Source organism: Nonomuraea sp. NPDC001699 (assembly GCF_053596455.1).
Window position 1 is genome coordinate 676,691 of the sequence record NZ_JBSFGF010000002.1, and the last position, 12,927, is coordinate 689,617.

Here is a 12,927-nt window from a genome sequence, read left to right on the forward strand (position 1 = left end):
GAATAAGATTCGGGTCATGGCCTTCTCCGAGATCGAGTACCACGTGGCCGATCGCGTCGCCACCATCACACTGTCTCGCCCCGAGCGGCTCAACGCGTTCACCTTGACCATGCGCGCCGAGCTGATCAGCGCGTTCGACCTCGCCGACGCCGACGACGACGTGCGCGCGGTGGTGGTCACGGGGGCCGGACGCGCCTTCTGCGCCGGGGCCGACCTGAGCGGCGGCGGCGACACCTTCGACCACCGGGCGCCCGGCCATGGGGAGAAGGCCGAGCTGGTCGACGGCGCGCCGCGCGACGGCGGCGGCACGGTCGCGCTGCGGATCGCCGCCTCGCTCAAGCCCGTCATCGCCGCGATCAACGGCCCGGCGGTGGGCGTGGGCGTCACGATGACACTGCCCATGGACGTGCGGCTGGCCGCCGAGAGCGCCAGGTTCGGGTTCGTGTTCGCCCGGCGCGGCATCGTCACCGAGGCGGCGTCGAGCTGGTTCCTGCCCCGGGTGGTCGGCATCTCCCGGGCCATGGAGTGGGCCGTGACCGGCCGGATCTTCCCCGCCGCCGAGGCGCTGGAGGGCCGCCTGGTGTCACGGGTGCTGCCCGACGACGAGCTGCTGCCCGCCGCGTACGCGCTGGGCCGCGAGATCGCCGGCAACACCTCGGCCGTCTCCGTCGCCGCCGTGCGCAGGCTGATGTGGTCGGGCCTGTCGGCGGCCTCGCCGTGGGAGGCGCACGCGGCCGACTCCAGGCTCATGGCCGAACTCGGCGGCGCGGCCGACACGGTGGAGGGGGTGACGGCGTTCCTGGAGAAGCGTCAGGCCGACTTCCCGATGAAGGTAAGCACCGACCTTCCGCCCGGCATCCCCTCATGGCCGGACAATCCATATTCTGTCTGATATGTACGAGATCACCGTTCTCCCCATGCAGCCCGACTTCGAGGGCGAGGTCGTCGCGACCCTGATCGCCAGGAAGGCCGGTTCGCGCAGGGCGGTGCTCTACGTCCACGGGTTCACCGACTACTTCTTCCAGGACCACCTGGCCGATTACTACGTCCAGCGCGGCATCGACTTCTACGCCCTCGACCTGCGCAAGTACGGCCGCTCACTGCTCCCGCACCAGACCAGGGGGCTGATCAGGAGCATCACCGACTACTTCCCCGAGATCGACGAGGCAGTCCGCCTCATCCGCCGCGACCACGACGAGCTGACCGTCAACGCCCACTCCACCGGCGGCCTGATCGCCGCGCTGTGGGCCGACCGCGTCCGCGGCCGGGGGCTGGTGCAGGGGCTCGTGCTCAACAGCCCGTTCCTCGACCTCAACGTGCCCGCCCCGCTCCGGCTGGCCGCCGACCTGCTCAAGACCCCGATGTCCTACGTCCGCCGCCCGCTGCCCCTGGGCGTCAGCACCGCCTACGGCCAGAGCCTGCACCGCACCGAGCAGGGCGAATGGGACTACGACCTGGAGCTCAAGCCGCTGGTCGGGTTCTCCGTGCACGGCATGTGGCTGGCCGCCGTCCGGCGGGCCCAGCGGCGGCTGCACCGGGGGCTGGCGGTGGACGTGCCGGTGCTCGTCCTGGCCTCCTCGACCGGCCTGCGGGTCCGCGACTTCGTGCCCGAGGCGCGCTCGGCCGACATCGTGCTCGACCCCGCCCACATGGCCCGCTGGGCCACCTCGATCGGCCCCCACGTCACCTGCGTGCGGATCCAGGACGGCCTGCACGACCTGGTGCTGTCGGCCGAGCCCGCGCGCAAGCAGGTCTTCGCCGAGCTGGACCGCTGGATGAACGCCTACCAGGGGAACGCGAACAGGCCGTAGTAGGCCGCCGCCACCAGCAGCAGCCCGGTGCCGCCGAGCACGCCGCCGATCGCCACGTACTGCCACCGGGTCGGCTGCATGCCCTCGCGCAGCGCCGACACGTACGCGGCCACCGCCGTGACCTCCTGGACCAGCATGAGCACGGCCAGCACGCGGACCACCAGCCAGCCCGCCAGCACGGCCGGCCAGGCGCCCGCCTGGTTCACCGAGAACAGCACCAGCAGCGTGATGAACGCCACGACCGACGCCAGCAGGCCGAGGCCCGTCCACGCCATCCTGCGCAGCCTGCGCCGGATCGGCGGCCACAACCGGGCGTTGGTCTCCACGGGCGGCCTGCCGTGGCCGCGCAGCCGGACGACCATCGCCGCCACCGGGCCCGCCACGTACCCGACGGCGGCCAGGCAGATGGTCAGCCCGAGCATCGTGCCGCCGGCGTACCAGGGGGCCGCGGGCACGTCGCTGGCCTCGAACCGCTGGACCGGCGTGCTGCCCGCCATGTGCACGGACGGCCTGGCGGTGGCGGGCAGGCCGGTGATCCAGTTGGCCAGGGTCTCCAGGTAACCCCTGGTGAACGGGCCGCCGTTGACCCGCATCGCGTGGTCGCCCTGGTCCATGAAACGGATCGTGTACCGGTCGTTGCCCGCCTCGGTGAGCGCCGTGACCAGCGCCCTGGTGGACTCCACGAAGGGGATCGAGGGGTCGGTCGTGCCGTAGAACGCCAGGACCGGCTGCCTGACCTGCCGTAAGGCGGGCATCGCGTCGTAGCGCAGGAAGTTGAAGCCGACGCCGCCCATCGCCCTGGTCAGCAGGTCACGGGCGCCGATGGGGGCGTGCAGCCGTACCAGCTGCTCGTTCAGGGCCCAGGCGACCTGCCGCAGCGGCGAGACGTTCGGCGAGGAGACCAGCACCGTGAAGCCCACCGCCGCGCTCTTGGCCGCCGCGATCGGGACGACCCAGCCGCCCTCGCTGACCCCCCACAGCCCGACGCGCGCGGCGTCCACCTCCGGCCGGGTGCGCAGGTACTCCACCATGCGCAGCGCGTCGTCGGCGAGCAGGCCGAAGTCGCGTTCCCGGAAGTCGTAGCCGACCGTGCGCTTGTCGAACGCGATCGTCGCCACGCCCGCCCTGGCCAGGAACTCCGCCTGCGGCGTGAACTCCGTCCGCGACCCGTTGCCCGATCCCGACACGAACACCATCGCCGGGTGCGGGCCGGGCGTGAGCGGCACGCGTAAGGTGCCCTCCAGACGCTGGCCCTCGGCCGGCAGCGAGATCTCCTCCCGCCGCACGGGGTCGGCGGAGACCACCGGGCGCAGCTCGTCCGCCGGTTGCGCCGGGATCGCCGCGAACGCCGGGTCCGCCTTCAGGGGCGGCGGGTCGAACGCGGGCGGCAGCACGTAACCGACTGACGCAAGAGCCACCAGCACCAGGCCGGCGGCGACGCTCAAGGTGCCACGGCCCGTGCGCATCGGCCTCCCCATGTGCGTTGGTTTGCCCGCCGATCATCCAGCCTACTCCCGGCTTCTGTGACGGGAGGGGCCGCATTTGTCGGTGAGAGATGTTAGCTTCCTGCGACATGCGGATCCTGCACACCTCCGACTGGCACCTCGGGCGCTCCTTCCATCGGGAGAGCCTGCTCGGGGCGCAGGCCGCGTTCGTGGACCACCTGGTGGAGACGGTGCGCGCCGAGCGGGTCGACGTCGTGGCCGTCTCCGGCGACGTCTACGACCGCGCCCTGCCGCCGGTCGACGCGGTGGCCCTGCTCTCCGACGCGCTCGCCCGCCTGCGCGCCGCCGGGGCGCGGGTGGTGCTGATCAGCGGCAACCACGACTCGGCGCTGCGGCTGGGGTTCGGGTCGGCGCTGTTCGAGTCCTCGGGGGTGCACGTCCGCACCGAGCCCGACCGGTCGTGGGAGCCGGTGCTGGTCGGCGACGTCGCCTTCTACGGCATCCCCTACCTGGAACCGGAGCTGGTGCGCGCCCCCTGGCAGCTGCCCGACCGCGGCCACACCGCCGCGCTCTCCCACGCGATGAGCCGCGTCCGCGCCGACGCCGTACGCCATCGGGCCGCCGTCGTGCTGGCCCACTGCTTCGTGACCGGCGGGCAGGCCAGCGACAGCGAGCGCGACATCAGCGTGGGCGGCGTCTCCCACGTGCCCCTGTCGGCCTTCGACGGCGTCGACTACGTCGCGCTCGGCCACCTGCACGGCCGCCAGCGCATGTCCGAGACCGTCCGCTACTCCGGCTCCCCGCTGGCCTACTCCTTCTCCGAGACCGGCCACGTCAAGGGCTGCTGGCTGGTCACACTCGGGTCGGGCGCGGAGTTCGTGCCCGCGCCCGTGCCCCGGCCGGTCGGGCGGCTCCGCGGCGACCTCGACGACCTGCTCACGCAGCCCGCCTTCGCCTCCTACGAAGACCACTGGCTGCAGATCACCCTGACCGACGCCGTCCGTCCCAAGCAGGCCATGGACCGGCTGCGCGCCCGCTTCCCGCACGCCCTCGCCCTGTCCTTCGAGCCGGTGGGCGCCGCGCCGGCCGCCGGGCCGGTGAAGGTCAGCGGGCGGCCCGAGGCGGAGGTCGCCCTCGACTTCGTCCGCGAGGTGCGCGGCGAGCCCGCCGCGCCCGAGGAGGAAGACCTGCTCAGACGGGCGATCGAGGCGTCGCGGGTGAAGGAGGTGATGGCGTAGATGCGACCCCACCGGCTCTCCCTCACCGCCTTCGGCTCCTTCCCCGGCACCGAGACGGTCGACTTCGACGCCCTGACCGAGGCCGGCCTGTTCCTCATCCACGGGCCCACCGGGGCGGGCAAGACCACGATCCTCGACGCGCTCTGCTTCGCCCTCTACGGCGTCGTGCCCGGCCAGCGCAACAGCGCCCGCAGCCTGCGCTGCGACCACGCGCCCGCCGGCACCGGGCCGTCGGTGACGCTGGAGGTCTCGATCCGGGGCCGGTCGCTGCGCATCCGGCGGTCGCCGTCGTGGCAGCGTCCCAAGTTGCGCGGCGCCGGGTTCACCGAGGAGAAGGCCAAGGTCGTCGTCGAGGAGCGCCACGGGTCGGCCTGGCAGGGGCTCACGACCCGGCTCGACGAGGCGGGCGACCTGGTGGGCGGGCTGCTCGGGATGAACGCCGAGCAGTTCTGCCAGGTGGTGATGCTGCCGCAGGGCGACTTCGCCAAGTTCCTGCGCGCCGACGGCGACGACCGCTCCCGGCTGCTGGAGCGGCTGTTCACCGTCAAGGTGTTCACCCAGGCCGAGTCGTGGCTGGCCGAGCTGCGGCGGGCCACGGGGCGAGAGGAGCAGGAGCTGGGGCGGGAGGTGGCCTTCGCCGTCAAGCGCCTGGAAGAGGCCGCCGGCCCCGCCCTCTTCGACGTGCTCGCCGTCGGCGGGCCGCCGTCGGCGGACGACGATCCGCTCGCGTGGGCGGGCGCGCTGCTCGACGCGGCGCGGGCCGTCGTCCACCGGTGCGAGGAGCGGCACGCCGCCGCGGGCGAGGCCGCGCGGGCGGCGCGGTCGCGGTTCGAGCAGGCCGCCGCCCTCGCCGAACGCCGGCGCCGCCACGCCGAGGCCCTGACCCTGCGCCGCACCCTCGACGAGCGCGCCGACGAACGCGCCGACCTCCAGGCCGTCCTCGACGACGCCGTCCGCGCCGACCGGGTGCTCCCGCTGGTCACGGCCGCCGGGCAGCGCGCCGAGGCCGCCGCCAAGGCCCGCGCCATGGTCGCCGACGCCCTGGCCCGCGCCCGCCACCTCCTCACCCCACCGGCCCGGCGCGACGGCGGGCCCGCGGGCGGCGGGGAGCCGTCGGTGGAGGAGCTGGAGAGCCTGGAACGGGAGCGGCGGGCCGAGCCGGCCCGGTTGTCCGAGCTGCTCACCGAGGAGGCCCGGCTGTCGGTCGTCCGGCGCGACCTGCTGCGGGTGGAGCAGGAGCTGGCCGAGCTGGTCGGAGCCGACGAGGCCGTGGCCGCGCGGCTCGGCGTCCTGCCGGGGCTGATCGAGGAGGCCGAGGGCAGGCTCGCCGGCGCGCGGGTGGCCGCGGCGCGCATCCCGGCGGCCCAGGCCGTACGCGACGCCGCCGCCGACCTGATCGACGTCGACCGCGAGCTCACCGCCCTGGCCGGCGAGCTCGAAACGCTGGCGCGGCGCGAGGCCGAGGTGTCGGCCGCCGAGGCCGAGCTCCCCGCCCGGCTGGCCGAGGCGAGCGCCGCCCTGGCCGAGGTACGCGCCGAGGCGGCGGCCGTCCCCGCCGCCGCCGCGCAGCTCGACGCCGCCCGTTCCGCCCTGGAGGCCGCGCACCGCCGCGACGCCCTGGCCGCCGAGCTGGAGTCGGCCGCCGCCGCCCACCAGGCCCTGGTCGACCGCGCCCAGGAGACCCGCGAACGCTGGCTCGACCTGCGCCAGGCCAGGATCGACGGCATGGCGGCGGAGCTGGCCCGCGACCTGGCCGACGGGCGTCCGTGCGCGGTCTGCGGCTCCGAGCACCACCCCATGCCCGCCTCACCGGCCCCCAGCGCCCCCTCGCCCGAGGACGAGCACGCTGCCGAGATCGCCCACGAGTCGGCCGCGGCCGACCGGGAGGCCGCCGAGCGCGCTCTGGCCTCGATCGAGTCCCGTATCGCCGACGCCTCGGAGGCCACCGAGGGGCTGTCCGCCGACTCCGCCTCCGAACGCGTGCTCGCGGCCGAGCGGGAGCTGGCCCGGCTGCGGTCGGTCGCCGACCGGGAGCCCGTCCTCGCCGACGCGCTCGACCGCCTCGAAGGCGAGCGCGACCACGTCAGAGACCAGGCCAGGGAGATCGCCGAGGCGCTCGCCGCCCACCACGCCCATCGCACCCGGCTCACCGCCGAGCGCACCCGGCTGCACACCCGGCTCGCCCAGACCCTCCACCCCTCCCAGCCGGACGGCCCCCTCGCGGCGGACGGGCCCGGGGCGGCCGACGCCGACACGGGTTCCGAGGTCGACGGGGTGCGGGTGCTGAGGGCAGCCGAGGAGGAGCTGCGGCGGCTGGCGGCGGTGGCGGCCAAGGAACCGGGCGCGGCGGCCGAGGTGGCCGCGCTCGGCCGCGAACGTGCCGAGCTGGAGGAACAGGGTCGGCGCGTCACGGCGCGGCTGGCGGCCGGACGCACCAGGCAGGAGGAGTTGAGCGGCGACGCCGGGCGGCTGACGGCACGGCTCGACGCGGCCCGGGGCGGAGACCCGACCCTGACGGCCCGCCTGTCCAGGCTCCACGACGAGGCCGAGCTGTTGCGGGAGGCGCTGGAGGCCACCAGGGCGTCGGTCGCGGCGGCCGGCGAACTCGACTCCGCCGTCGAGGCGGCCGAGCGGGCGGCGGCCGAGGCCGGGTTCGCCGACGCGCGGGAGGCGGAGGAGGCGTACCGGAGCCCGGCCGACCGGGAGGGCAGGGCGGAGCTGCTGCGGCGGCTGGACGACCAGCACGCCGCCGTCACCGCCCTGCTGGCCGACCCCGAGCTGGTCGCCGCCGCCGCCGAGCCCGAGCCGGACCTGGCGGCGGCCGGGGCCGAGCGGGACACGGCGGAGGAGGCGTACACGCGGCTGGCCAGCGAGCGCGACCGGGCGGTGGCCAGGGCCGGACGCCTCGCCGAGCTGCGCGAGGAGCTGGCGGCGCGCATCGAGCGGTGGCGCCCCGCGGCCGAGCGGCACCGGCTGGCCGAACGCATGGCGGCGCTGGCCTCGGGCACGTCCGGCGACAACCAGTGGAACATGAGCCTGACGTCGTTCGTGCTGGGGGAGCGGCTCAGGCAGGTCGTCGACGCCGCCAACGAACGCCTCGACCACATGTCGTCCGGCCGCTACCTGCTCCGGCACGACCTGCGCAAGACCGCCGGATCGCGGGCGCGTTCGGGCGGCGGGCTGGGCCTGAAGGTGGCCGACGCCTGGACCGGCGTCGACCGCGACCCGGCGACCCTGTCGGGCGGCGAGAGCTTCATCACCTCGCTCGCGCTCGCGCTCGGCCTGGCCGACGTGGTCACGGCCGAGGCGGGCGGCGCGGAGGTCGGCACGCTGTTCGTGGACGAGGGCTTCGGCACCCTCGACGAGGACACCCTCGACGACGTGCTCGACATCCTCGACGGGCTGCGCGACGGCGGCCGCGCGGTCGGCATCGTCAGCCACGTCGGCGAGCTGCGCACGCGCATCCCCGTGCAGCTCAAGGTGGGCAAGACCCGCAGAGGCTCGACACTGGTCAGCTAGCCGGCGGCGCGGTCGAGGCCCGCACGATCAGCTCGTACGGGAACAGCCGCCGCTCCGGCCGGGCCGCGGCCCCCGACAGCAGCAGCCGCCCGGCCGCCTCCCCGATCTCCTGCTTGGCCTGCCGGATCGTGGTGAGCCCCGCCTCCTCGGCCGCGCTGTCGGAGAACCCGACGACCGACAACTCGCCCGGCACGTCGAGGCCCAGGTCGGCGGCGGCGTCGAGAACGCCGAGGGCGAGCACGTCGGTGTTGGTCAGGATCGCCGTGGGGCGGGGGTCCAGCCGCAGCAGCGCGTGGCCGGCCTTCCTGCCCGCCTCCCGCGAGTTCCTGGCGACCTCGTAGCAGGGCACGTCGTCCCAGTCGAGGCCGGCCTGCTCGCAGGCGGCCTGGTAGCCGCCGCGCCGGGCGCGCATCGCCGCGAACACCGCGCCCTCCTGGCGGGCGCGGTCGGCCCAGCCGGTGTGGCCGTCGTCGTGCAGGCCGACCATCGCCACCGCGACCCGCCGGTGCCCGAGGCCGAGCACGTGCGCGGCGGCGGCGGCCCCGGCGGCGGGCTCGTCGATGCCGACGAAGGGGTGGCCGGGCACGTACGGCTCGTCCACCACGACGACGGGCAGCTTCCTGGCCAGCACCTCGGCCAGCGCCGGATGGCCGTCGGGCAGCGAGACCACGCAGAACGCGTCGACCACCGCGTCACGCACGGTGTCGCTGCGCCGGTCGCCGTGCGGCAGCGGCAGGATGAGCAGGCCGACGCCCGCCTCCTCGGCCGCCGTGGCGAGCCCCCGGAAGAACCCGAGCGCGTACGGGTCGGCGAAGGCGTAGGCCAGCGTCTCGCTGAACAGCAGGCCGAGCGCGCCGGCGCGGCCGAGCCGGAGCGAGCGCGCCGTCGGGTTGGGGCCCGCGTAGCCGAGTTCGTCGGCCACCTCCAGGATGCGCCGCCGCAGCCCGTCGCTGAGCTGGTCGGGCCGGGAGAAGGCGTACGACACGGTGGCGCGGGACACGCCGAGCCTGTCGGCGATCGTCTGCAGGGTGACCCTTGCCATCGTCCAACCGTATCGAACGGCCTTGCCGGTGCGTTCTTAATTGATTAAGGTCTTAATTGATTAAGGAGGAGAGACATGGATGCCATGCAGGTTCTCGCGCACCGGACGGCGATGGGGTTCCGCGACTCGCTCGACGCGGCCCTGCCGGGGGCGCCGCGCAGACGGGGTCCGGAACGGGTCGCCGTACGGGCCCGGCTCGCACACTCGCTGCGCCGCACCGCCGACCGCCTCGACCCCACCTGCCCACCCGCCCGATACGGCGAGGCGTGACGCCCTGCTCGTGCACCCCGGGCACCCCCGATATGCCCACCCACCAGTCGCTCCGCCTCCGCTGGGGTAGCTGGGGAGGTGGGCGTCAAGTTGGGGCGGGCCGGGAGCTGGTTCGGGCGTCGCGAGGAAGGGGGCCGGTCCGGGGCGTCAGGGGAGGGTGGCGATCAGGTCGGGGATGGTGGTGGGGTCGTGGAAGAGGGTGGCGCCCAGGCCGGTGAGGCGCGAGGGCGGCGTCAGGCCGCCCGCGAACGCCAGGCACCGCATCCCCGCGCTCATCGCCGCCCGCACGCCGAACGGGCTGTCCTCGATCACCACGCACCCCTCGGGGGCCGCGCCCATCGTGGCCGCCGCGTGCAGGAACAGGTCGGGGGCGGGCTTGCCGCGGGCCACGTCCTCGGCGCTGAAGACGCGGCCGTCGAAGTGCCGGGCGAGGCCGGTCAGCTCCAGGCTCTTGCGGACGTTGGCGTACCGGCCGTTGGAGGCCACGCACTTGGGGATGTCCAGGCGGTCGAGGGCGGACTCGATGCCCTCGATCGCGCACAGTTCGGTCGCCATCGCGGCCAGGTACTCCTGGGTGATCTGGTCGCGCCAGCCCGGGGGCGTCTCGCCGACCTGCTCGTCCCAGTATTCGTTGCTGCAGCCGACGAAGCGCTCGGCGTACTCGGTCTCGTCGATCGTCCAGCCCAGGCGGCGCAGGGCGGCGGTGCCCACACGTACCGAGATGCGCTCGCTGTCGACGAGCACCCCGTCACAGTCGAAGATGACCAGTTCGACGGCCAAGGTGTGAACCTCCCAAGAAGTGACGTTTGCGGTCGAATCTATCGGGCGGCTGTGTGACATTGCGCAGGTGGTAGCGTCGTTGTACCGCTTGACAAGATGTCAGTCCGGATAGTGAGAAGCGATGTGAAGACCTCCCCCCGGGCCGCGGCGCCCAGCACGACCAGGATCGCCATGGCCAGCCTCATGGGCACCGCGATCGAGTTCTACGACTTCTACATCTACGGGACCGCCGCCGCGCTGGTGCTCAACACCGCGTTCTTCCCCGGCATGGACCCGGTGGCCGGCCGCCTGGCCGCGTTCTCGACGTTCGCGGTGGCGTTCGTCTCGCGCCCGCTCGGGTCGGCGGTGTTCGGCCACTGGGGCGACCGCGTGGGGCGCAAGTCGATGCTGGTCGTCTCGCTGCTGGTGATGGGCCTGTCCACGGTGGCGATCGGCCTCCTGCCCGGCTACGCCGCCATCGGCGTGGCCGCGCCCGTGCTGCTGGTGCTGCTGCGGTTCACCCAGGGCATCGGCCTGGGCGGCGAGTGGGGCGGCGCGGCGCTGCTGGCCACCGAGCACGCCCCGCCCGGCAAGCGCGGCCTGTACGCGATGTTCCCCCAGCTCGGCCCGTCGGCCGGGTTCATCGTGGCCAACGGGCTGTTCCTGATCCTCGGCGAGACGCTGACCGACGAGCAGTTCGGCGACTGGGGATGGCGGCTGCCGTTCGTGGCCAGTCTGCTCCTCGTCGTCGTCGGCCTCTACGTGCGCCTGAGGATCTCCGAGACGCCGGTCTTCCGGGCCGCCATGGACGAGCGCCGCATCGCCAAGGTGCCGTTCGCCGGCCTGATGCGCCACCAGTGGCGGCGGGTGCTGCTCGCCGCCGGCGCGATGACCGTCGCCTACACGCTCTTCTACACCGCCACCACCTACTGCCTGTCCTACGGCACCGCCACCCTCGGCATCCCGAAGACGACCATGCTGAGCCTGACCATGATCGGCGTGCTGTTCATGGGCGCCGGCACGGTCGTCTCGGCGGTGGTCAGCGACCGGCTGGGCCGCCGCCGCACCCTCCTCGCCGGCACGGCCGCCGCCGTCGCGTGGGGGCTGGTGATGTTCCCGCTGATGGAGACCGGGTCGGTCGTCCTGGCCGGGCTGGCGCTGGCCGGCGCGCTCGGGCTGATGGGGTTGATCTTCGGGCCGATGGGGGCGTACCTGCCCGAGCTGTTCAGGACGGAGTTCCGCTACAGCGGCGCGTCGGTCGCCTACAGCCTCGGTGGCGTCCTGGGCGGCGCGGTGCCGCCGCTGGTCGCCACCAGCCTGCAGACGAGCGCCCTCGGCGTCATGGGCGTCGGCCTGTACGTCTCGGCGATGGCCCTGCTGAGCCTGCTGTGCCTGCTCGCCCTGCCGGAGACCGGCGGCACATCACTCAAATAACTCTATTTTTCCGGTCACATTCGCCGGGGCTGTCTCGTCCTCCTGATGCAGAACCTGATGAAGGAGGAGCGGGCGATGAGCAAGCACATTCTGATCGTCGGCGGTGGATATGTCGGGATGTACACGGCCCTCGGGCTGCGGCGGCTGATCCGGTCGGGCGAGGTGACGGTCACCGTGGTCGATCCGCGGGGGTACATGACGTACCAGCCGTTCCTGGCCGAGGCGGTCGGCGGGACGATCGAGCCCCGCCACGTCGTCGCCCCGCTCAACCGGGTGCTCAGGGGCGCGCAGGTGCTCACGGGCCGCGTCACCCGCGTGTTCCACGAGAACCGCACCGCGCGGTTCCAGCCGGTCCAGGGGCCGGCCAGGACGCTCACGTACGACATCCTCGTGATGGCGGCCGGGTCGATCACCCGCGCGCTGCCCATCCCCGGGCTGGCCGAGCACGCGGTCGGGTTCAAGAGCCTCGGCGAGGCCGTGCACCTGCGCAACCACGTCCTGACCCAGCTCGCCGCGGCCGCCTCGACCGACGACCCGCAGGTGCGGCGCAGGGCGCTGACGTTCGTGGTGGTCGGCGGCGGGTTCTCGGGCGTCGAGGCACTGGCCGAGATGCAGGGGCTGGCCGACGAGGCGCTGCGCTACCACGACGGGATCGCGCCCGCCGAGCTGAGCTGGACACTGGTCGAGGCGACCGGCGGCATCCTGCCCGAACTCCACCCCGGCCTCGGCCGCTGGACCGTGGACGCGCTGCGCGCCCGGGGCGTGGACGTGCGGCTGGAGACCCGGCTGGCCTCGGCCGAGGGCGGCGTGGCGACATTGTCGGACGGCACGTCGCTGGAGGCCGGGACGCTGGTGTGGGCGGCCGGCGGCCGGCCCAGCCCGCTCGCCGCCGGCAGCGGGCTGCCCGTGGACGCCGCCGGACGGTTGCAGGCCACCGAATACCTCACGGTGGCGGGCCTGGAGGACGCGTTCACGGCCGGCGACGGCGCGGCGGTGCCCGACCTGACCAGTCCGGGACGGTTCACCGCGCCCAACGCCCAGCACGCGGTGCGCCAGGCCAAGCTGCTGGCCCGCAACCTGGTGGCCTACGTCAGGGGGCGGAAGCTGAAGGCGTACCGGCACGCGTACCTGGGGTCGGTGGCCGGGCTCGGTCATCACCAGGGCGTGGCCCAGGTGTACTCGATCAGGCTGACCGGGTTCCTGGGGTGGCTGGCGCACCGGGCCTACCACCTGGCGTGGGTGCCGACGTTCAACCACAAGGCGCGGGTGCTGGCCGACTGGGGGCTGTCGATGATGTTCCGGCGGGAGGCGGTGCAGCTCGCCGCCATCGAGCACGCGGAGGAGGACTTCCGCCAGGCCCTGGCCCCGGACGACCTCGACCGCGCCGCCTGACCCACCCGCCCCCGCGC

General features: G+C 74.1%; 10 protein-coding genes. 7 read left to right on the forward strand and 3 right to left on the reverse strand.

Annotated elements, in window-relative coordinates; genetic code table 11:
- Nucleotides 1-16 precede the first annotated feature (16 nt).
- Both ACWCSU_RS08690 and ACWCSU_RS08695 read left to right on the forward strand, forming a co-directional pair.
- Entirely contained in the window at nt 17-892 is an 876-nt protein-coding gene (locus tag ACWCSU_RS08690) for an enoyl-CoA hydratase-related protein (protein WP_449934524.1), read from the forward strand.
- 1 nt (nt 893) lies between these two features.
- Nucleotides 894-1,811, forward strand: a complete 918-nt coding sequence (locus ACWCSU_RS08695; protein WP_449934526.1) for an alpha/beta hydrolase — start codon at nt 894-896, stop codon at nt 1,809-1,811.
- Here ACWCSU_RS08695 and ACWCSU_RS08700 read toward each other — a convergent pair.
- The gene (locus ACWCSU_RS08700; RefSeq protein ID WP_357701226.1) at nt 1,784-3,277 is read right to left on the reverse strand and encodes an alpha/beta hydrolase family protein; all 1,494 of its coding nucleotides are present in this window, start codon (nt 3,275-3,277) and stop codon (nt 1,784-1,786) included. The two genes, ACWCSU_RS08695 and ACWCSU_RS08700, sit on opposite strands and share 28 nt — an antisense overlap.
- 107 nt (nt 3,278-3,384) lie before the next feature.
- Here ACWCSU_RS08700 and ACWCSU_RS08705 point away from each other — a divergent pair, with 107 nt between their 5' ends.
- Together ACWCSU_RS08705 and ACWCSU_RS08710 are read left to right on the forward strand one after the other, a co-directional pair.
- The gene (locus tag ACWCSU_RS08705) at nt 3,385-4,494 is read left to right on the forward strand and encodes an exonuclease SbcCD subunit D (RefSeq protein WP_357701224.1); all 1,110 of its coding nucleotides are present in this window, start codon (nt 3,385-3,387) and stop codon (nt 4,492-4,494) included.
- Entirely contained in the window at nt 4,495-8,013 is a 3,519-nt protein-coding gene (locus tag ACWCSU_RS08710) for an AAA family ATPase (protein ID WP_449934529.1), read from the forward strand.
- Here ACWCSU_RS08710 and ACWCSU_RS08715 read toward each other — a convergent pair.
- Nucleotides 8,006-9,055, reverse strand: coding sequence for a LacI family DNA-binding transcriptional regulator (locus ACWCSU_RS08715; RefSeq protein WP_357701221.1), 1,050 nt, complete (start codon nt 9,053-9,055; stop codon nt 8,006-8,008). The two genes, ACWCSU_RS08710 and ACWCSU_RS08715, sit on opposite strands and share 8 nt — an antisense overlap.
- Nucleotides 9,056-9,130: 75 nt before the next feature.
- On the opposite strand from ACWCSU_RS08715, the gene ACWCSU_RS08720 reads away from it, so the two are divergent.
- Complete coding sequence (locus ACWCSU_RS08720; protein WP_449934532.1) at nt 9,131-9,325, forward strand: hypothetical protein; 195 nt, start codon at nt 9,131-9,133, stop codon at nt 9,323-9,325.
- Nucleotides 9,326-9,472: 147 nt separating this feature from the next.
- Here ACWCSU_RS08720 and ACWCSU_RS08725 read toward each other — a convergent pair whose 3' ends face one another.
- Nucleotides 9,473-10,105 carry an HAD family hydrolase gene (locus ACWCSU_RS08725; protein ID WP_449934534.1) on the reverse strand — a complete coding sequence of 211 codons (633 nt, stop codon included), beginning with the start codon at nt 10,103-10,105 and terminating at the stop codon, nt 9,473-9,475.
- 123 nt (nt 10,106-10,228) lie between these two features.
- Here ACWCSU_RS08725 and ACWCSU_RS08730 point away from each other — a divergent pair, with 123 nt between their 5' ends.
- Complete coding sequence (locus tag ACWCSU_RS08730) at nt 10,229-11,518, forward strand: MFS transporter (protein ID WP_357701215.1); 1,290 nt, start codon at nt 10,229-10,231, stop codon at nt 11,516-11,518.
- Between the two features lie 75 nt (nt 11,519-11,593).
- A complete protein-coding gene (locus tag ACWCSU_RS08735) occupies nt 11,594-12,910 on the forward strand; it encodes an NAD(P)/FAD-dependent oxidoreductase (protein WP_449934537.1) in 1,317 nt (438 codons plus the stop codon).
- Nucleotides 12,911-12,927: the final 17 nt, after the last annotated feature.